Raw genomic sequence first — 19,112 nt, forward strand, 5'->3', positions numbered from 1 at the left:
GACGTGGTGGGCGGTGGTTCAGGACCGGGTGGTCGCGCTGTGCACGGCCAGCTGCCAGGCGCTCGGCCGGCGGGCCGGGGACACGCAGCCGATCAGCAGGCCGGAGGGGGTCGTACGGAGGACGAGTTCCGCCTCCTCGGGGGCGCCGTCGGCGGGCCGGCAGTCGAGCCAGCTGCCGTCGGCGAGTCGTACGGTGGCCGCGGTGGCCCAGATCTGGCGGAAGCCGGCGGAGCCGAGCTCCCATCGGGTGCCGGCCGAGTCGAGCACCACGGTGGTCTCGCGGGGGGTGTTCGGGGTGAGCCAGAGGACGATCTCCTCCTCGCTGTCCGGGGCCTGGATGTCGGCCCTGACCGGCTCGGCGGGGTCCTCGGGGGCGGTCAGTTCCCAGCCGATCCGCTCGCGCGGGGCGAACAGGCCGAGCGGGTGCTTCTCCTCCCAGGCGGCCGGCCGCACGCCCCAGCCGAGACCGCTCGCGCGGCCGAACCGGCTGTTCTCGGCGGTGACCCACATGCCCGCCGACCAGCGGGGGTTGTAGCCGAAGACCCGGGTGCGCGGGTACGGGCTGCGCAGGACCTTGGTGGTGCCCTCCTTCCACGAGGTGACCCCGGCGGCCGAGGCGGTCAGCTCCAGCCGGCGGCCGGCGCCCCGCGTCGGGGCGGTACGGGCGGGACGTACTGCCTCGGTCTCCGCGTCGGTCCTCGCGTCGGTCCTCGCGGCCGTCGGGCGGAAGTCGGTGCGCAGGCGGGCCACCCCGTCCGGGCCCGCCGTCAGGCCGCGCTCCAGCAGACCGCTGTGGACCAGCCGGACGGGTTCGCGGACCGGCAGCCGGATCTCCCACGACGTGCCCTGCCAGGCGAGTTCGGCGCCGGACGGTACGGCCTGGGAGGCCGCGACGGCTTCCGAGGCGTCGCGGACGCCGAGGCCCAGGCCGATCGGGTGGCGCTCGCCGTCCGGGTGGACGAAGGTGCCCTGCCGCAGTCCGACCGTCTGGAAGATCCGGCCGGGGCGGCTGGTGAAGGCGAAGTCCTGCCGCAGGGTCCCCTCGGTGAGGGTGAGCGTGGCGACGATCTCGTCCGCGCCGCACCGCTCGGTGACCCGGACCCCGTTCTCGACGGGGACGATGTCCAGGTCGCGGGGCTCGCCCTCGCGCCAGCCGGCCGGGCGGTCGGCCCGGCAGCTGGGCCAGGTGGAGACGAACACGGGCCCGTGGTGGCCCTCGGCCAGCACCGACAGCGTGCCGTCGTCGCCGTCCAGCTCGCCGACCAGATCGCCGGAGCCGAACCGGTGCGGCTCCAACCGCCGCGGGGCGCGCACACGGTACGGCGGTTCGGTGAGCCGCAGCGCGCGGGAGGTGCCGTCGGGCCCGGTGACCTCCGCGTCGCGTACGACGCCTCGGTCGACGTCCACGCTCGCGGTGATCCGGAAGTCACCCAGCGCCAGGTGGTAGTCGACCGTGCGGACGCCGTCCACCAGCCGGACGTCGGAGCGCAGTTCGTCGTCCCGGGCCTCGGTGACCGTGCCGAAGCTGTTCAGTCCGCCGAGGGCCGACCTGACCTCCGGCCCCAGGTCCGCGAACACGCTGCGCAGGACCAGCGGGATGTAGTTGTGCAGTTCGACGTTGCCGTCCTCGCCGGGCACGGTCTGGCCCACGGAGACGCAGCCGACGCGCCGGTAGAGCTTGAAGGCGACGCTGTTGGCGGGGTTGACGGTGAGCCGGAGCACGAGGCAGCCGGACTGCACCATCCACTCGACGGCCTCCGTGAACAGCCGCCCGGTGATGACACCGTTGCGGTAGGCGGGGGCGACGAAGAACATGTCGGCGATGAGCTCACCGGCGCGGGCGGAGCGCCGGCCGGTGTTGTGGAACAGGCCGAAGGTGCCCACCACACGCCCGCCGTCGACGGCCACGAGGAACGTTCCCGTGTCCCGTTCGGCCAGCTCGCGCTCCAGCTCGTCACCGGTGATGCCGCCCGCCACCGGGTTGGGGTTGTCGCGGTGGCGGTTGTACAGCGCCGCGATGTCGTGCGCGTCGCCCTCCTGGTACGGGCGGATCGTGATGGACATGCCTCACCTCCTTTTCTTCGGGTGGGAGTACTTCGGGTGGGACTCGTACCGGGGGTCAGGCCTTGCGGCCGGTGGTGACGATGAGGGAGCCGGCGGCGGCCAGTTCCGAGCCGACGCTCGCCCGCACCGACACCTGCCGCAGGGCGCCGAGCCGCTGGCCGAGCTTGGCGTGCAGGGTCAGCTGGTCGCCGGGGACGACGAGCCGGGAGAACTTCATCGAGCTGATGGAACCGAGGTAGCCGACGCTCTCGGAGGGGTCGCCGCCCTCGGGAGCCCCGGGCGCCGCCGCCGCTTCGACGAGCTCGGCGACGTACACGACGGCCACCAGCTGGGCCATCGCCTCGACGATCATCACGCCCGGCATGATCGAGTGGTCGGGGTAGTGCCCGGCGAAGAAGGGCTCGTTCACCGAGACGCTCTTCACGCCGCGGCCCGAGACACCGGGGACGACGTCGTAGGCGCGGTCGATCATCAGCATCGGCCAGCGGTGCGGCAGCATCCGCTTGATGTCGTCGGAGGAGTAACTGTGCTTCTGCTCGGGCCGCGCGGGGGCCTCGGAGGTGATGGTCATGCTCAGACCTCGCGGGCTTCGATGAAGTCGACCAGGGCGTTGATGGAGCCGAAGGCCTCGAAGTCGTCGTCGCTGATCAGCACGTCGTACTCGTTGTTGACCATGACGACGATCTCCAGGGTGTCCAGCGAGTCCATCTCCAGACCGCGGCCGAACAGCGGCTGGTTGTCGGAGACGACGGCCGGCTCGACGTCCAGGCCCAGGCGGTCGATGATCATCGACTTGACCTTCATGTTCTTCTCCAGGCGGGTCTCGGCCTGGGTACGGATGTCCTCGAAGGTGGCGACGGACACGGTGACGTTCCTTTCACAGAGGGATGAGGGCGATGCAACTGCTGTGTGTGGATGGCTAGTTGGGGATCATTCCGCCGTCGACGGTGAGCACCTTGCCGGTGATGTAGGAGGCGGCGGGGGCGGCCAGGAAGGCGGCCGCCTGGGCCACCTCCGCCGCGGTGCCCATCCGCCCCATCGGGATGACCTGAAGGGCCTCCTTCATGTGGGCGGGCGGCACCTTCTTGACCATGTCGGTGTCGATGAACCCGGGCGCGACGACGTTGACCCGGATGCCGCGCGGAGCGACCTCGTACGACAGCGTCTTCGCCATGGCGATCACCCCGCCCTTGCTGGCGGCGTAGTTGGCCTGACCGGCCCGGCCGGCGATGCCGCTGGTGGAGGCGATGAAGACGATCGCGCCGCCGCTCGCGTACATCTGCTTGGTCGCCTCGCGGGCGGTGTAGAAGGTGCCGGTCAGATTGGTGCCGATGACCTCCTGCCACTTGGCGGAGCTCATGGCGGCCAGGTGGCCGTCGGCGGTGACCCCGGAGTTCAGGACGGCGACGTCGAGACGTCCCCAGGCCCCCTTGAGCTGCTTGTACATCGCGGCGACCTGGGCCTCGTCGGAGACGTCCGCCCGGACCGGCAGGGCCTCCCGGCCGAGCTCGCGGATCCGCTCGGCGACCTCCTCGGCCTTCGCCGCGTTGGAGCGGTAGTTGAGGGCCACGTCGCAGCCGTGCTCGGCCAGGGTGAGCGCGATCGCCGCGCCGATGCCGCGCGAGGCGCCGGTGACGAGGGCCTTGGTGCCCTCGGCGAAGAAGGTGCTCACGCGGCCCTCCCCGCCATGGCCGCGGTGACCCGGTGGCTGCCCGGGTCGAACCCCGCGGCCTCGGTGCCGAGGCCGGCCGCGGTGGCGGCCTTGAGGACCGCCTGGGCGACCGCGAGGTCGAGGATGCCGAGCCCGAAGGGCGAGAAGACGATCGTGCGCCCCGTGGCCGGCGGCTCGGAGCAGCCGAGCACGGCGGCGATCTCGGCGTGCACGAACTCCCGGTGCCCGGCCTCCTGTTCGGCCCTGTGCAGGGAGGTCCGCTCACGGACGGCGTGCTCGATGTCGTCGACCACGTTGTAAGCGCCGAGCACCGAGTCCGTGCTCAGGTCGCGCAGCGACAGGTGCAGGATCACCTGGCCGGCCGGGCGGTCGGGATACGCGGCCAGGTCGAGCCAGTACGTCGAGTCGGTGGTCGCGATGCTCACCGTCGAGGTGCCGAGCGCCTCGGCGACGTCTCCGGTGCGGAAGGTGATCCCCGGGTACTCGCACTCCAGTTCGGCGGCGAGGACGTCGGCGCGGCCCGGGACCACGTCCTGGAGCACCACCGTCTCCAGCTCGGGGTGGGTCAGAGCGAGGAAGGCGAGGACCCGCTGGTTGATGGTGCCGCAGCCGATGAGACCGGCGGTGCGGACCGGGCGGGAGCCGTGCAGCGCGCCGCTGGCGAGGGCGGCGCTCGCGGCGGTCCGGGAGGACGAGATCTGGCTGCCTTCCAGCAGGGCCTGCGGATATCCGGTGTCGAGGTCGTTGAGCACCTGGACGGAGGAGGCCCGCTGGAGCCCCTGCTCGACGTTGGCCGGGAAGGAGGAGATCCACTTCAGGCCCATCACGGGCTCCGGGCCGCCCAGGTAGGCGGGCAGCGAGATGATGCGCGAGCCGGCGGGCCGCGGCGGGCGCAGGAAGCTGGAGAACGGCACCTGCGAGTGGCCCTGGCCGTGCAGCACGTAGGCGCTGCGGACCGCGTCGAGGACGGCGGGTCCGAGGCCCTTCAGGGCCACTTCGACGTCGTCGCGACCGAGGATCCTCATGACTCACTCCTTTCGTGATCGGTGGTGTCGAGAGCGGTGGTGTCGAGAGCGGTGTTGTGGAGTGCGGTGTTGTCGGGCGGGGGGAATTCCTTGAAGCGGGCCTCGACCCAGGAGTCGGAGTAGACGGTGTCGAGGTAGCGGTCGCCGCCGTCGGGAAGGACGGCGACGCAGGTCGCGCCCGGCTCGATCCAGGACGCGGCGTCCTGGAGCGCGGCCACGACGGCGCCCGACGAACCGCCGGCGAGGATCGACTCCTGGGCGAGCAGCTGCCGGCAGCCGCGCACACAGTCGAAGTCGGTGACCTTGACGACCCGGTCCGCGAGGCCCGGCCGCAGCAGCGGGGGCACGACCGCCGCCCCGTGACCGGGAATCGTGCGCCGGTGGGTGAGCTCCCACGGCTCGGGCGGCCCGAAGATCACGCTGCCCACCGCGTCCACCGCCACCACGTTCGTGGCCAGGCCGTGGTCGCGGATGTACTCGGCGCAGCCGCGCAGCGTCCCGGTCGTACCGGCCGCGAGGAACAGGTGGTCGGGGCCGCCCGGGAGTGCCTCGTGGATCTCCCGCATGGTGTGGTGGTGGGCCCGGGAGTTGTGCTCGTTGGCGTACTGGTTGGGCCAGTACGCGTCCGGCACGCTCTCGAGGAGCGAGCGCACCCGCCCGATCCGGGCCGGCAGGTACTCGCCGGTGGCGGGATCCCGGTCGACGACCTCGACCCTGGCGCCGTACGCCCGCATGATGGCGGCGTTCTGCGCGGTGGTGCGCGGGTCGATCACGCAGATCAGGTTCAGCCGGTAGAAGTTGCACAGCTGGGCGAGGGCGATGCCCAGGTTGCCGGAGGAGGACTCCACGACCGTGGACACCCCGGGGACGAGCTTCCCCACCCTGATGGCGTGTTCGATCATCGACTTGGCGGCGCGGTCCTTGATGGAGCCGCCCGGGTTGAAGCGCTCGCACTTGGCGTACACCTGGAACCGCGTCGGCGGGAACAGCCGGTCGAGGGCGACCAGCGGGGTACCGCCGATCGTCGCGACGATGTCGGGGTCCCGGGAGCGGGTGGCGCGGACCGCGAGGGCCGCGCCGTCGGAGGCGAGGACGGTCATTCCGGCACCTTTCTGCTGATCTGGAGCCGCAGTTCGCTGACGAAGCGCTCACCGTCGGCGTCCGGCAGCCAGGAGTCCTCCGGAGCCGGCAGCGGCTCGCTGAGGGTGATGACGGCGTCGGGGTCGAGCCGGCGCGCGGCCCGGACGAGGTTGGCGAAGGACAGCACCAGCGTCGGGCTGGTGAAGTCGACGAGGGACGGCTTGGTCTCGTCGGGGAACTTGACGAAGAGCAGGTCGGGCAGGGCGTGTTCGGCCACCCACCGGCGGACGGCGAGGTAGTCGCGCTCCCGCTCGGCCTTGTCGGGCAGTTCCGTTTCGGCGGCCGGCAGCCGCCAGGTCTCCCGGAACAGGACCAGGCCGTCGAGCGTCACGCGCGGGGCGTGCGGCCGGTCCAGGCCGATCTTGAAGGCGTCCGCGGCGATGATCGCGACGGGCACCGCGAGCAGCTCGGCGATGCTCCACACTCCCCCGTCGGGGGTGGTCGCGGTGACCGTGCCGTCGGTCTCCGTCAGGCCCACGGACACCGCGGGGTCGACCCGGGCGCGCTCGTCGTACGGGGCCCGGGTGAAGCCGATCAGCCGGTCGCCCGCGCCGATCGGGGCGGGCACCATGCGGCCGCTGTTGCGCTTCCACTCGACCGGCAGCAGCGGCACCAGCCGCCGGGCGCCGATCGCCGTGTTCACCTTGTCCCGCAGCGATCCGGCGTCCGTGGTCCAGTCGAGGAACGGCAGGTCCAACGTGGCCAGGCAGGCGTGCAGTTCGCCGAGGACGGTGGTGTGGTCGCCGGCGTTGAAGGCCTCGACGGACGGGGCCACCACCTGGAGGTCCGGGCTGTGCACGGCGAGATGGGGTGAGCGCACCGGGCCGGTCGCGAAGACCTCCCGGGCCCGCTCCTCGATGTCGGCGACCGACAGCCGTACCGGGGCGTGCCGGTCGCCGTCGAGGTGCAGCACCTCGCGCCACTTCTCGGCGAGTTCACGGGTCGCGGTCTCCACCGGGGTGGCGTCGTCCCCCCAGAACAGCCCGAGCACCTGCGTCCACACGTCGGCGAGGGTGACGTCCCCGCGGCGACGGGCCGCGGCCTTGCGGACGAACCCGGCGACCTCCGCCTCCACCAGCTCGGCGAGCCGGTTGCCGAACCAGTCCGCCGCGTCCGCGACCAGGGCCAGCGGACGCGCTATCGCGTCCAGGAAGTCCCGCCCCAGGTCCATCCGGCAGTCGCGCAGGGAGTCCTGGTAGCAGAGCGTGCGGCCGGCGTACGCCTTGCCCTCCTCGCGGGAGGCCGCCCGTCCCGTGGTGCGGACGAAGAAGTCGTCGAGCCGGTCGAGCGCCGCCACGAGCTCCTCGGCGCTGCCCGCCCGGTCGATGTCGTCGCGCAGCCGGTCGAGTCCGGTGAGGACCGCGTCGAAGCGGACGAACAGCTCCGGGTCGCCGATGCCTGCCACCCGGCGGCGCAGCACCTCCTCGGCCCGGACGTCGACGGGGATGTTGGCGTCCCAGGTCAGCACCCGCTGCCGCAGGAGCCGGGTCAGGATCTTCTCCACCCGCTCCCGCGCGGTCGCCGGATCCCAGCCGGTGGCCTCGGCGACGGCCTCGCCGCCGCGGTCGCCGTCCAGGAGGCGCAGCACCTGGACGTCGTCCTCGCGCAGCCGCACCGTACGGCCGCCCTGGAGGACGAGCCGGTCGCCGTCGAGGTGCACGTCGGGCCGCAGCATCGGCGGGAACCACCAGCGGGCGCCCGGCTGCCCGGCCATCCAGTCGGCCAGGGCGGCCACCGTCCAGCGTTCGAGGAAGGTACGGCTGCGGGAGGTGAGCGACGGGCCGACGTCGAGATCGACGGCGCGCTGCCCCTGCCCGACGGAGAACCACGCCCCGGGTCCGAAGAAGCCGATGGTGTCGGCCTTGGCGCAGTACCGCAGCCAGTACATGGCGAGGGTGCGTTCACGCTGCCGGCGCTTGGACTCCTTGCCCTTGCGCGCGGCGAGGGAGTCGAGGATCTGGTAGACGGTGCGGTTCTGCCAGGCGATGGCGGTGCGCACCTTGTCGTCGGTGGCCAGCAGGGCCAGCCGCCCGGCCTCGGCGTCGGTGTCGGCGCGGTAGGCGGCGCTGAACGCCTCCTGGCCGTCCGTCCCGCCGCCGGTGTCCAGCAGCCGTGCCGCCCGGGCGGCGCGCGGTCCGCCGAGCAGACCGAGACCGGAGACCGGGAAGCCGGCGCTGCGGAGCAGTCCGACGCCCCACACCCGCCATTCGCTGTCGCCCAGCCGGTACGACGGTCCGAAGGCCGTCCAGTCGAGCGCGCGGGACGCCTCGACCGTGCCGGTCGCCTGGAGCGTGCCGGTCGCCTGGAGCGTGCCGGTCATGCCGCCGCCCCTTCCGCCGCCCGGTGACCGAGCGCGGCCGCCAGCCGGGAGATCCCCTCGGCGATCCGCTTCCTCTGCACGTGGCTGAAGCACAGCCGGAGCGCGTCGGCGTTCTCCCCGCCGATCCCGAAGTGGGAGCCGGGCACGAAGGAGACCCCGTGCTCGGCGGCCGCGTCGGCGAAGGTGTTCGTGTCGACGCCGTCGCGGTGCCGCAGCCAGATGTAGAAGCCGCCCTCCGGCCGCTGCCACGACCAGGGCCCGTCGGCGCCGAGTTCGGCGTCCAGCGCGTCGGCCATCAGCGCCGACCGCTCCCGGTAGCTCGCCCGGTAGCCGTCGACGAGGTCCGTCCAGCCGGACCGCGTGTAGAACGCGGCGAGCGCGGCCTGGGCGAGCGCCGACGGGGACAGCGCCATGATCTCGGTCGTCCGGCGCAGGGTGCTCGCCAGCTCCGCCGGCGCCGCGATCCAGCCGCAGCGCAGCCCCGGCGCGAACACCTTGGAGAAGGTGCCGAGGTAGATCACCCGGTCGGGGTCGAGGCCCTGGAGGGTGTCGGTGGTCCGCCCGTCGAAGCCGAGCAGGCCGTAGGGGTTGTCCTCGACGATCAGGAGGTCCAGCTCCCGGGCCACGGCGAGCAGTTGCTCGCGGCGGGCGACGGAGAGCGTGGCGCCGGTCGGGTTCTGGAAGGTCGGGTTGCAGTACAGGAGGCGGGTGGTGCGGCCGTCGGCGCGCAGCCGCCGCACCGTCTCGCGCAGGCCCTCGGGGTCGAGTCCCGCGGCGTCCTCGGGCACGGCGTGCGGGTGCAGTCCGGCGGTGCGGAATGCGGCCGCCGCACCCGGGTAGGCGGGCGTCTGGCACAGGACCGTCTCGCCCGGGGAGGCGAGGCCCAGGGCCACCGCCATCAGCCCCATCTGGGAGCCGCCGGTCGGGACCAGGTTCTCGGCGGTGGTGTGCCCGCCCTCACGGGCCATCAGGTCGGTGATCGCCGGCACCAGGGCCCCGGCGACGTGCGGGGTCGTGTACTGGAGGGCGAGTTTCCCGCCGAGCCGCAGCAGCCGGGAGAGCTGGGCGGAGATGACGTCCAGCGGCAGGACGTCCAGGTCGGGCAGGCCGCCGGCGAAGGAGATCAGGTCCCCGCCGCGCTCGAACAGTCGCGGCATCTCCACCGCGGGTCGTGTGTCGGTCCACATGGCGGTCAGCTCCCGGCTCTGGCCGGCAGGGCCGCGGCCAGCTGGTCCTGCACGGAACGCAGCAGGCCGGCCGAGGAGGTGAGCGCCGGGTCGGCGAGTACGTCGGGGTCGATCTCGATGCCGTACTGCTCCTCGACGGCCATCACCAGGGCGATGGTCTGGAGCGAGTCCACTCCGAGGTCCACGAGGGGGGTCTGCGGGTCGGTCACCGTGACGGCGCAGATCTCCTCGACGAGCTGGTCAAACTGCGACTGGTTCATGGGTGGTCCTCGTCTGTGTGGGCTGTCGTGTCGTCTGTCCGAGGGGGTGGGCTTCGGCGGCGCGGACCAGCAGCTCGGCGGCCTTGCGGTCCGGTTTGCCGTTCGCGGTGAGCGGGACGGCGTCGATGGGGACGATCCGGTCGGGCAGCCGGGCCCGGTCGAGGCGCGGCCTCAGCCGCTCGCGGATCTCCTCGGGGGCCAGGGAGGACTGCACGGCCAGCCGCAGGGGGGCGTCCTCGGACTCGGGCCGCAGCGCCACCGCCGCGGTCACGCCGGGGATCCGCTCGGCGGCGTCCTCGATCTCGGTCAGCCCGAGGCGGATCCCGCGCCGCTTGATCATGTCGTCGTCGCGGCCGACGAAGTAGAGCCGGCCGTCCTCGTCGAGGTAGCCCTGGTCGCCGGTGTGCAGCTCCAGCGTCCCGTCGGCACCGCGGACGAAGCGGTGCTGCGCCTCCAGCGGGACGCCCCAGTAGCCGGCCATCACGGTGGCGCCGCCCACGACGATCTCGCCGGTCTCCCGGGGACCGAGCTCGCGCCGGTCGCCGTCGACGATCCGGACCCGGTCGCCGGGGATGGGCCGCCCGACCGAGTCGGGGTGGGCGGCGTACTCGGCGGGGTCGAGGATCGAGATGCGCTTGCACTCGGTCATGCCGTACATCGAGGCGAACGCCGACCCGGGGAAGACGTCGAGGAGTTCGGCCATCACGGCCCGGCCCGGGCGGGCACCCGTGTTGGTGAACAGGCGCACCCCGGTGGGCCGCCGCAGCCTGCTCTGGAGCAGGGCCAGCATCTGGGCCAGCGAGGGCACGAGCGGAACGACGGTCACCCCGTGCGCTTCGATCGTCCGCAACAGGCCCCGGTCGCCGCCGCGTTCGGCGAGGACGAGGGTGGCGCCGGTGCGGGCGCACAGCAGTGCCTGGTAGAGGCCGTAGTCGAAGGAGAGCGGGAGCCGGCACAGCACCACGTCGTCCGCGGTGTAGCCGAGGCAGGCGCCCACGGCCTCGACGGCCGCGATCATCTGCCGGTGCGGGCAGACGACGCCCTTCGGCCGGCCGGTGGTGCCCGAGGTGTAGATCAGCATCGCCACGGCGTCGTCCGGGACCCGGGCGGCGAAGCCGTCGGCGGGGGCCTCCCGGATCTCCTGCCGGGCCCGCTCGACCGGGACGGTCCGCCCGGCCCGCCCTCCCGCGCCGGGCGAGCAGATCGCCAGGGCGGCCGAGCAGTCCTCGACGATGCCGCCGACCTGGAGGTCGGTCAGGTCGGGGTGGACGGGGACGAAGACGGCGCCGATCCGGAGGGTGGCGTGGAAGAGGGCGAGGAAGGTGCGGTCGTTGCCGCCGGCGTGGACGACCCGCTGCCCGGGGGCGATGCCCTGGGCCCGCAGCCAGCCGGCCGCGCGGTCGACGTCCGTGCCGAGCTCGGCGTAGGTGAGGCCGCCGTCGCCGTCGACGACCGCGGGGTGGTCGGGGCGCTCGGCGCGGGCGCGCTCGAAGAGGTCAGACACCAGCACGGGCGGGTTCCTCCTTACGGGCGCTCTCGCCGATGCGCACGAGGGCCTTGCCGATGTCCCGGGCCGTGTTGACCGGGAGGACGTCGAGTTCGGGGTGGCGGCGCTTGAGGATGTTGGCGAGGGTCCGGGCGGGCGGCAGGGACACCGTCAGCCCGGGTTCCAGACGGGCGAGGGTGTGCAGGCACAGGTCCCAGCGCACCGGGCGGACCACCTGGTCGACGAGCCGCCGGCGGACCGTGTCGGGATCGTCGACCACCGTGCCGTCGGCGTTGGAGAGCAGAGACCCGCGAGGAGCCCCGAAGCCGGTCGCGGCGGCCGCGGCGGCGAACGCCTGCCGCGCGGACTCCATGTACGGGGTGTGGAAGGCGCCCGCGACCGGCAGGGGTTTGACGGTCGACTCGGGCGGGGGCGCCGCCGCCAGCCGCTGGAGGTCCTCGGTGAGCCCGGCGGCCACGATCTGGCCGGGACCGTTGAACGTGGCCGCGTGCAGGCCGAGTTCGGCGATACGCTCCAGCACCCCGGCCTCGTCGCCGCCTACCACGGCCGCCATCGAGGTGGGTGCCTCGGCACAGGCCGCGGCCATCGCCCGGCCACGGACCGCGGCCAGCCGTACCGCGTCGACGGGCGTGAGGACTCCGGCGTAGGCGGCGGCGGTGAGCTCGCCGACCGAGTGTCCGGCCGCGATCGCGGTGCCCGCCGCCGCCAGGCCCTCGTGGGCCAGCAGGCCCTGGGCGACCAGCAGCGGCTGGGTGTTCTCGGTGCGGGCGATCTCCGCGGCCGAGGCCCGGGTGCCCAAGTGGACGAGGTCGCAGTCCGCGGCCTCCGACCAGGCCCGTACGCGCTCGGCGTGGACCGGGTCGCGCAGCCAGCCGGCCATCATGCCAGGGGTCTGGGAGCCCTGACCCGGCGCCATGATTGCGAACATGTGTTCTATCCCCCTTTCGTGTGGAGCCCGTCGCACGGCGCTCGGGCCGGCGGGCGGTGGGATGCGGATGGGATGCCCCGAGGTGAGGCAGGTGAGGTGAGGCCCGTTACCGGCAGGTGGTGCTGCCGGCGGCCGGTGCTACTGGCGGCCGGTGCTCTCCGCGAACCGTCGGACGGCCATGAACCCGAACCCGGCGAACCAGGCGACGATGTTGAAGACGGCGCCCGCCAGGCTGGAGTGCTCGCCGCCGAAGCCGTAACCGTCGGTGAGGGCGTAGCGGGCGAGAGTGGAGACGCCGTACATCGGCGTGTACCGCGAGATCTCGAGCATGGTGCCGCTGAGCGGGATGAACAGGTTGCCGAGGAAGGCCAGCGCGGTCATCGTCAGCCCCGGCATGTGCATCACGACGTCGGGCTTGAGGGCCAGGCCCAGCGAGATGCCGAGCGCGGCGAAGACCGCGGCCCCCAGCCAGGCGACGACCAGGGACGTCACCCACACTTCGGCATCGGCGTGCGCGCCGGTGACCAGACCCAGCACTCCGACGATGGCCACCGGCACGGCGGCCGTCACCACCGAGCACAGGACCTTGACGAGCAGGTATCCGGGCGGCGCGAGCGGGCTCAGGGCGATCGTGCGCATCCAGCCCGCCGACTTCTCGACCGAGATGGTGGCCGCGGAACTGACGGCGGCCATCGCGGCCCCGTACACGGCGAGGCCGATCATCATCCAGGCGGCGAAGTTGCCGTGCGGCAGCGTGCCGTGGGCCGGCGCGGTGCGGAACAGGGCGAGGTAGAGGACGGCCGGGAGCAGGAGGGTGAAGATCGTGGTCTGGCGGTTGAAGCGGCGGGCCAGTTCGTAGCGGACGAAGGTGGGGTTGACTCCGCTGAACGACGAGGCGCGGGGACGGGCGGGCGGTGCGGTCACGGTGGTCATCGCGTGCCCTCCTGGCCGGTGCGGCCGGCGTGGGTGATCGCCATGAAGGCCTCTTCGAGGCTCCGGGGGGCGACTTCGATCTCGGTGGCGGAGGTCGTGGTGACGAGCAGCCGCAGCAGCGCGTCGGAGTCGGTGGAGTCGAAGTAGTGGCGCTCGCCCCGGACCGCCACGGAGCGCACGGACGGGGAGCCGGCCACCGCGGCGGCGTCCTGCGGGCTGATCAGGGCGGAGACGGTACGGCCGCTGATCCGGGCGCGGACCGAGGAGGCGGACCCGTCGGCGACGATCCGTCCCCGGTCGACCATCACCACCCGGTCGGCGAACTGGTCGGCCTCCTCCATGTAGTGCGTGGCGAACAGGACCGTCATGCCGCGCCGGGCGTCCTCGCGGACGGTGGCCCAGAACTCGCGGCGGGCCACCACGTCCATCCCGGCCGTCGGCTCGTCCAGCACCAGGAACTCCGGGTTCGACAGCAGCGCGATCGCGAACCGCAGCCGCTGCTGCTCACCGCCCGAGCACTCGGAGACCCGGCGGTCCCGCAGCCTGGTGACGCCGGCCCTGCTCATCACGGTCTCCGGGTCGGCGCCGGGGTGCAGCGAGCCGAGCATCCGTACGGTGGCCTCGACGGTCAGGTCGGGCAGCAGTCCGCCGCTCTGCAGGACCGCCGCCACCCGGCCGGCGCGGACCGCCTGCCCCGCCGCCTCACCGAACAGCTCCACCCGCCCCGAGTCGGGCCGGGTGAGGCCCAGGAGCATGTCGATGGTGGTCGTCTTGCCCGCGCCGTTCGGTCCGAGAAACGCCACGACCTCGCCGCGCCGGATGCGCAGGTCCAGCCCGTCGACGGCGGTGAACTCCTCGCCCTTGGCGTTGGCGAACCGCTTCACGACCGCGCTGAGCACGGCGGCATCCGGTGACGTCACCTCCCCCGACGCCGGGCGGAGTTGGGTTTCGGTCATCTTCAGGTCCTCACGATCCGGTGGGGGGTGGCTTGACGAGAAACACTCTTGCGCCCCCCGCTATCCGCCCGAACCGACGCGGCTATCCCTGCCCTATCGGGCCACGCGACGGCGGATCGTCGACACCGTGCCGGACTTCTTCGCCGCGGCCGCGTCACTGCACCCCGGCCTGGTCCGCCGCAGCCGCCGCTCCTGCGCCGCCTCGCCGTCGAACACGGCGCGGGCGCACGGCTCTCCGTCCTGGACGGCGTCCAGGTCAGGCTGGTGCGCGCCGAGTCGCCCACGGGCATCGCCTGCGAGTGGCTCGGCCCGGCCGGTCTCGACTTTGACGGAAGCGAGCGCTCGCCGAGGCGCAACGCGGAAGCCCGCGTCACCCTCGGAGTGACGGCAGCGGGTGAGGACGACTTGGAACAGACGCTCATCATGGGAGAGCCTGCATTCCAAGGCGACCGGCAATCGGTGCAGCTCGGAGCCAGGAGCGCGGGACTACCTCGGGCGTCTCCATGCCCTAGGTGTATTGATCACGAGCGTTGTTAATGGGGGTCCGACTTGATCGTGGCGAAGGCCCCCGTGTGTGGTGGAGGTGTCGAATCTTCACCGCACGGAGGCCTTCATGTCCCACCGTAATGCCCGGCTGACCGTTCACGGCAGGCGGCTGCTCGTCGAACGTGTCCGCTCCGGCCGTCCCGTCGCCCATGTCGCCGCCGAGATGGGCATCTCCCGTCCCACAGCCCACAAGTGGATCCGGCGCTGGCGGTCCGAGGGCGAGAACGGACTCATCGACCGTTCCAGCCGCCCCCACAGGACACCGCACCGCACCGCAGCCGCCACTGAGGCGGATGTCTGCCAGCTGTGCCAGGACCGCAAACTCGAACCGGCCCGCATCGGACCGATCCTGGGAGGTACAGCAAAAGCGCTGGGAAGCCGCCATGCAGGAAGCCCACGCCGCCTATGCCCACGCCTACCGCGTCAAACACCTCGGAGAACAGGCAGACACCTGGTACCAGGCCAGCCGCCTGACCGAATACATCGCAGCAGTACGCGACCACGCCACATCGCTCCCGCCCGGGCAGGAGCGGACCGTCGAGGCGTGGCTCGCGTTCGCGGATGCGCACCTGCAACATCTCACCGAATCGGTCTCAGCGCCGAAACTGCCCACGCCGCCGAAGCCCGACAGCGACGACCTCAAGCCCTTCCTCGGCCACTGGAGCCCCTACGGGCCCCGCTCCTACTGAGCCTTGGCTCGCCACATTGCGGCGGATCGCCGGTTACCGCAATCGGTGATCCGCCGAACGGCAGAAAGCGGCCCAGGAGAAATCACACCGCCACGAGCCGGACCCGCTCGCCGCACAGCTTGGCCATGTCGTCAATATCGGAAGTCAGCATGACCACGGGGCGGTGCTGTCGCAGCGCTGCCTCGGCGACGGCCGCATCGATCGCGTACTTGTGCCCGCGCAAACCGGCATTCATCAGCAACTTCGAGGCTGCCCTCGCCTCCTCGTCGCCCACTGCGACTACGCGCAGCCCGGAGAGCACCCAATTCAGGCGGGACTTGTTCGTGCGCGCGTGCACGGCCTCGATAATGGTGAGCGCACTGACCACGACCTCCATGCCACGCGAGCGCGCCTCAGCGATCAGAGCCACCACCTGTTCGTCGTCGGCGAGCAGCTTCGAGAGTCCCTCGCTGTCGAGGACCAGCGTCCCCTCGTGACTCAACCTGCGGCGGGCCACTCGGCCTCCTCGGCGAACACCTCGTCGAAGACCTGCCTCGCCCGCTGACGAGCCGGCTCGGAGACCGGCCCCTTGCGGCTCTCGTAGTCCGCCAGGTACTCGTCCAGGACCTGCCCGCGCAGCTCACGCTCGACCGCCTCGGCGATGAACGCGGAGAACTCCCGCTTGCCCACCCGCGCCCGGATCGCCTCCGCTGTCCCCTCTGGCAGCGACAGGCTCACCCGCGTCGCCGGACCTTCCCCGATGCTGTACGTCGCCTCACCCATACCCCGAGTGTGTCAAACGAGTAGGAAAAGCGCTACGGCCCGAATCCACACGGCCCCTCAGGGGCGCGAAGAAGACGTATGGATGAGGCCCCTCCCACCCACCCTCGTATTGGGCAGATCACTGCCCGAAACCCAGCACGGGCTTCACATCCCATCCCAGCGCGATCCCAGCACGGTACGGATGACCAGGGATGACGACAGGTGACGGGGGGTCAGCTATCCCAGCACCATCCCAGCAACGGGACAAGACAAAGGGCCCGACCCCGAAGAGCCGAGCCCTCCCTGACCTGCATGTTTGCCAGACCAGCGACGTAGTGATACGTCACCCGCTACACGTTGAAGCGGAACTCCACCACATCGCCGTCCTGCATGACGTAGTCCTTGCCTTCCATGCGGGCCTTGCCCTTGGCCCGGGCCTCGGCGACCGAGCCGGTCTCCACCAGGTCGGCGAAGGAGATGACCTCGGCCTTGATGAAGCCCTTCTGGAAGTCGGTGTGGATGACACCGGCGGCCTCGGGGGCGGTGGCGCCCTTCTTGATGGTCCAGGCGCGGGACTCCTTGGGGCCGGCCGTGAGGTACGTCTGCAGGCCCAGGGTGTCGAAGCCGACGCGGGCCAGCGTCGCCATGCCGGGCTCTTCGACGCCCACCGACTCCAGGAGCTCCATCGCCTCCTCCTCGTCGAGCTCGGCGAGGTCCGACTCCAGCTTGGCGTTGAGGAAGATCGCCTCGGCGGGGGCGACCAGGGCGCGCTGCTCGTTCTTGAAGTCCTCGTCGGTCAGCTCGTCCTCGTCGACGTTGAAGACGTAGAGGAAGGGCTTGGTGGTGAGGAGGTGCAGGTCGTGCAGGAGTTCCTCGTTGCCGGAGCCCTGGACGATGCCCGCGGAGAACAGGGTGTCGCCCTTCTCCAGGATCTCCTTCGCCGCCTCGACCGCCGCGACCTTCGGCCCGATGTCCTTCTTGATGCGCGACTCCCGCTGGAGGCGCGGCAGGACCTTCTCGATGGTCTGGAGGTCGGCGAGGATCAGCTCGGTGTTGATCGTCTCGATGTCGTCCTTCGGCGAGACCTTGCCGTCGACGTGCACGACGTTCTCGTCCTGGAAGGCGCGGATGACCTGGCAGATCGCGTCCGACTCGCGGATGTTCGCGAGGAACTTGTTGCCCAGGCCCTCACCCTCCGAAGCGCCCTTCACGATCCCCGCGATGTCGACGAAGTCGACGGTCGCCGGAAGGATCTTCTGCGAGGAGAAGATCTCGGCCAGCTTCGTGAGACGGGCGTCCGGGACGCCGACGACGCCGACGTTCGGCTCGATCGTGGCGAACGGGTAGTTGGCCGCCAGCACGTCGTTCTTGGTCAGGGCGTTGAACATGGTCGACTTGCCGACATTCGGCAGACCGACGATTCCGATCGTGAGCGACACGTTGCGACTTCCCGTGGTGAGAGGGCCGGAGGGCCAGTTCCCGAGTGAGAGGGCCAGAGGCCAGAGAGCTGACCGGTCCACCAGTTTACGGCGTGCCGGGCGCCACCCCGGCGGAGCTGTCGAACGCATGGCCAAGCTCGGCCCCACGGCGTGTCCGAGACGCGATTCGGCACATAAAACGACCTAAGTTGGTCCGGTGGAGCAACACAGGACGCGCCCCCCGGCCCCAGGCACCCGCCGCGACACACCACCCCTGCCGCCCCAGGCGGGCCGGGAAGCGAGCCGGGAGCCGGTCGGCAGACGGTCACGCCCGGCGGGAAGCCCCGTCCGGGCCGGCACTCCGCGCTCCGGCACCCCTCGTTCCGGCGATCCGCGTCCGGGCGACCCCCGCCCCGCCGGTCCTCGTCCCGCCCCCGCCGGGCGACGGCCCGCGCCGCCCCCGCAGGCCGGGACGGCGCCGGCCGGGCGGACAGGGCGCCGGATGCCGAACCCCCGGCTCACCGGACTCGGCGGCGGGCTGTTCAGCGGCGTGCTGATGTTCGTGATCGGCTGCCTGGACCAGTTGCTCTTCGGCGCCTCACTGACGGTGTACTGCGTGCTGTTCCTGCCGGTGTGCCTGCTGACCGCCCTGTGGGTGCGCGCCGGCGACCTGCTGTCCGCGCCGGTGGTCGTGCCGATCGCCTTCGCCGTGGGACTGCTGCCCGCCTCCGAGGGCGGGAACGGCTTCGGGGCGCGGCTGATGGGGCTGGTGACGGCGCTGGCCACCCAGGTCGGCTGGCTGTACGCCGGGACGCTCGTGGCGGCGGCGGCCGTGCTGGCACGCGGAGTGCGTCGGGCGGCGGCCCGCCGGCAGAGCGTGAACCGCCGCTGACCCGGGCGGACGGCCCCCGGACAGGCCGGGCGTCGCCCGGCCGCACGTCCGCCGTCCGGGGCTAGTCCGCCTTCGCCGCCCGCATCGCCGCACCCACGATGCCCGCGTTGTTCTGCAGCTCGGCCGGCACGATGTCCGCCCGGATGCCCTCGATGAGGTGCAGGAACTTGTCGGCCTTGCGGCTGACGCCGCCACCGATGATGAAGAGTTCGGGTGAGAAGAGCATCTCGACGTGGGCGAGGTACTTCGTGACCCGGCGGGCCCAGTGCTCCCAGGTCAGCTCGCCGTCCTCCTTGGCCTTGCTGGAGGCGCGCTTCTCGGCGTCGTGCCCGTGCAGCTCGAGGTGGCCGAGCTCGGTGTTGGGCACGAGGGCACCGTCGACGAAGAGGGCGCTGCCGATGCCGGTGCCGAACGTCAGCAGGATCACCGTGCCGCTGCGGTCGCGGCCGGCACCGAAGGACACCTCCGCGACACCCGCCGCGTCCGCGTCGTTGACCACCGTCACCGGCAGGCCGCCGAGCCGCTCGCTGAAGAGGGCACGCGCGTCCGTGTCGATCCAGCTCTTGTCGACGTTGGCCGCCGTACGGATCGTGGAGCCGCCGGTGACCACACCCGGGAAGGTCAGGCCCACCGGGCCGGTCCACTCGAAGTGCTCGACGACCTCCCGCACACCGTCGGCCACGCCCTCGGGCGTGGCCGGGTGCGGGGTGAGCACTTTGTGGCGCTCCTGAGCCAGGTCGCCCTTGTCCAAATCCACCGGGGCGCCCTTGATCCCGGAGCCGCCGATGTCCACGCCGAAGATCTGCATGGCCCTACGTTACGACGGTCGACTGA

The 19,112-nt window shown here is 72.0% G+C and carries 19 protein-coding genes and 1 pseudogene; 3 read left to right on the forward strand and 17 right to left on the reverse strand.

Features of this window, described 5'->3' with window-relative positions; all coding sequences use genetic code 11:
- Positions 1 to 18: 18 nt before the first annotated feature.
- The 13 genes from OG440_RS12795 to OG440_RS12855 form a co-directional block, all read right to left on the reverse strand.
- Positions 19 to 2,064: a GNAT family N-acetyltransferase gene (locus OG440_RS12795; protein WP_406006967.1), complete on the reverse strand. Its 2,046-nt coding sequence runs from the start codon at positions 2,062 to 2,064 to the stop codon at positions 19 to 21.
- Positions 2,065 to 2,119: 55 nt separating this feature from the next.
- Positions 2,120 to 2,635 (reverse strand): 3-hydroxyacyl-ACP dehydratase FabZ, encoded by a 516-nt coding sequence (gene fabZ / locus OG440_RS12800; RefSeq protein ID WP_406006968.1) that lies wholly within the window; start codon positions 2,633 to 2,635, stop codon positions 2,120 to 2,122.
- Positions 2,636 to 2,637: 2 nt separating this feature from the next.
- A complete protein-coding gene (locus OG440_RS12805) occupies positions 2,638 to 2,928 on the reverse strand; it encodes an acyl carrier protein (protein ID WP_142266012.1) in 291 nt (96 codons plus the stop codon).
- Between the two features lie 55 nt (positions 2,929 to 2,983).
- Positions 2,984 to 3,736: a 3-oxoacyl-ACP reductase FabG gene (fabG, locus tag OG440_RS12810; protein ID WP_406006969.1), complete on the reverse strand. Its 753-nt coding sequence runs from the start codon at positions 3,734 to 3,736 to the stop codon at positions 2,984 to 2,986.
- Positions 3,733 to 4,761, reverse strand: a complete 1,029-nt coding sequence (gene sbnB / locus OG440_RS12815) for a 2,3-diaminopropionate biosynthesis protein SbnB (protein WP_406006970.1) — start codon at positions 4,759 to 4,761, stop codon at positions 3,733 to 3,735. Before sbnB ends, fabG begins: the two co-directional genes overlap by 4 nt.
- On the reverse strand, positions 4,758 to 5,861 hold the full coding sequence (gene sbnA / locus OG440_RS12820; protein WP_406006971.1) for a 2,3-diaminopropionate biosynthesis protein SbnA: 1,104 nt from the start codon (positions 5,859 to 5,861) through the stop codon (positions 4,758 to 4,760). The genes sbnB and sbnA overlap by 4 nt, the downstream gene beginning before the upstream one ends.
- Complete coding sequence (locus OG440_RS12825) at positions 5,858 to 8,221, reverse strand: lantibiotic dehydratase (RefSeq protein WP_406006972.1); 2,364 nt, start codon at positions 8,219 to 8,221, stop codon at positions 5,858 to 5,860. The genes sbnA and OG440_RS12825 overlap by 4 nt, the downstream gene beginning before the upstream one ends.
- Entirely contained in the window at positions 8,218 to 9,408 is a 1,191-nt protein-coding gene (locus OG440_RS12830) for a PLP-dependent aminotransferase family protein (RefSeq protein ID WP_406006973.1), read from the reverse strand. The genes OG440_RS12825 and OG440_RS12830 overlap by 4 nt, the downstream gene beginning before the upstream one ends.
- Before the next feature lie 5 nt (positions 9,409 to 9,413).
- Complete coding sequence (locus OG440_RS12835) at positions 9,414 to 9,668, reverse strand: acyl carrier protein (RefSeq protein WP_406006974.1); 255 nt, start codon at positions 9,666 to 9,668, stop codon at positions 9,414 to 9,416.
- Entirely contained in the window at positions 9,649 to 11,178 is a 1,530-nt protein-coding gene (locus tag OG440_RS12840) for a class I adenylate-forming enzyme family protein (protein ID WP_406006975.1), read from the reverse strand. The genes OG440_RS12835 and OG440_RS12840 overlap by 20 nt, the downstream gene beginning before the upstream one ends.
- On the reverse strand, positions 11,165 to 12,103 hold the full coding sequence (locus OG440_RS12845) for an ACP S-malonyltransferase (protein WP_406006976.1): 939 nt from the start codon (positions 12,101 to 12,103) through the stop codon (positions 11,165 to 11,167). The genes OG440_RS12840 and OG440_RS12845 overlap by 14 nt, the downstream gene beginning before the upstream one ends.
- 138 nt (positions 12,104 to 12,241) lie before the next feature.
- A complete protein-coding gene (locus OG440_RS12850; protein WP_406006977.1) occupies positions 12,242 to 13,036 on the reverse strand; it encodes an ABC transporter permease in 795 nt (264 codons plus the stop codon).
- Positions 13,033 to 13,992, reverse strand: coding sequence for an ATP-binding cassette domain-containing protein (locus tag OG440_RS12855; RefSeq protein ID WP_406006978.1), 960 nt, complete (start codon positions 13,990 to 13,992; stop codon positions 13,033 to 13,035). Before OG440_RS12855 ends, OG440_RS12850 begins: the two co-directional genes overlap by 4 nt.
- Before the next feature lie 613 nt (positions 13,993 to 14,605).
- Between OG440_RS12855 and OG440_RS12860 the strand changes: the two are divergent.
- Positions 14,606 to 14,893, forward strand: a pseudogene (locus tag OG440_RS12860) (leucine zipper domain-containing protein); the annotation flags it as partial.
- A 28-nt stretch (positions 14,894 to 14,921) separates the two neighbouring features.
- The gene (locus tag OG440_RS12865; RefSeq protein ID WP_406006979.1) at positions 14,922 to 15,227 is read left to right on the forward strand and encodes a hypothetical protein; all 306 of its coding nucleotides are present in this window, start codon (positions 14,922 to 14,924) and stop codon (positions 15,225 to 15,227) included.
- Between the two features lie 82 nt (positions 15,228 to 15,309).
- Here OG440_RS12865 and OG440_RS12870 read toward each other — a convergent pair whose 3' ends face one another.
- The 3 genes from OG440_RS12870 to ychF all read right to left on the reverse strand — a co-directional run bounded on the left by OG440_RS12870 (position 15,310) and on the right by ychF (position 17,407).
- Entirely contained in the window at positions 15,310 to 15,723 is a 414-nt protein-coding gene (locus OG440_RS12870; protein ID WP_406006980.1) for a DNA-binding protein, read from the reverse strand.
- Positions 15,705 to 15,989: a hypothetical protein gene (locus tag OG440_RS12875; protein WP_289946282.1), complete on the reverse strand. Its 285-nt coding sequence runs from the start codon at positions 15,987 to 15,989 to the stop codon at positions 15,705 to 15,707. The genes OG440_RS12870 and OG440_RS12875 overlap by 19 nt, the downstream gene beginning before the upstream one ends.
- A gap of 329 nt (positions 15,990 to 16,318) precedes the next feature.
- Positions 16,319 to 17,407: a redox-regulated ATPase YchF gene (ychF, locus tag OG440_RS12880; protein ID WP_406006981.1), complete on the reverse strand. Its 1,089-nt coding sequence runs from the start codon at positions 17,405 to 17,407 to the stop codon at positions 16,319 to 16,321.
- Between the two features lie 481 nt (positions 17,408 to 17,888).
- Here ychF and OG440_RS12885 point away from each other — a divergent pair, with 481 nt between their 5' ends.
- The gene (locus tag OG440_RS12885; RefSeq protein WP_406006982.1) at positions 17,889 to 18,278 is read left to right on the forward strand and encodes a DUF6542 domain-containing protein; all 390 of its coding nucleotides are present in this window, start codon (positions 17,889 to 17,891) and stop codon (positions 18,276 to 18,278) included.
- A gap of 61 nt (positions 18,279 to 18,339) precedes the next feature.
- Here the strand turns inward: OG440_RS12885 and ppgK are convergent, their stop codons facing one another.
- A complete protein-coding gene (gene ppgK, locus OG440_RS12890) occupies positions 18,340 to 19,086 on the reverse strand; it encodes a polyphosphate--glucose phosphotransferase (RefSeq protein ID WP_406006983.1) in 747 nt (248 codons plus the stop codon).
- Between the last annotated feature and the right edge of the window lie 26 nt (positions 19,087 to 19,112).

This window comes from Streptomyces sp. NBC_00637 (assembly GCF_045161545.1).
Taxonomy (GTDB): domain Bacteria; phylum Actinomycetota; class Actinomycetes; order Streptomycetales; family Streptomycetaceae; genus Streptomyces.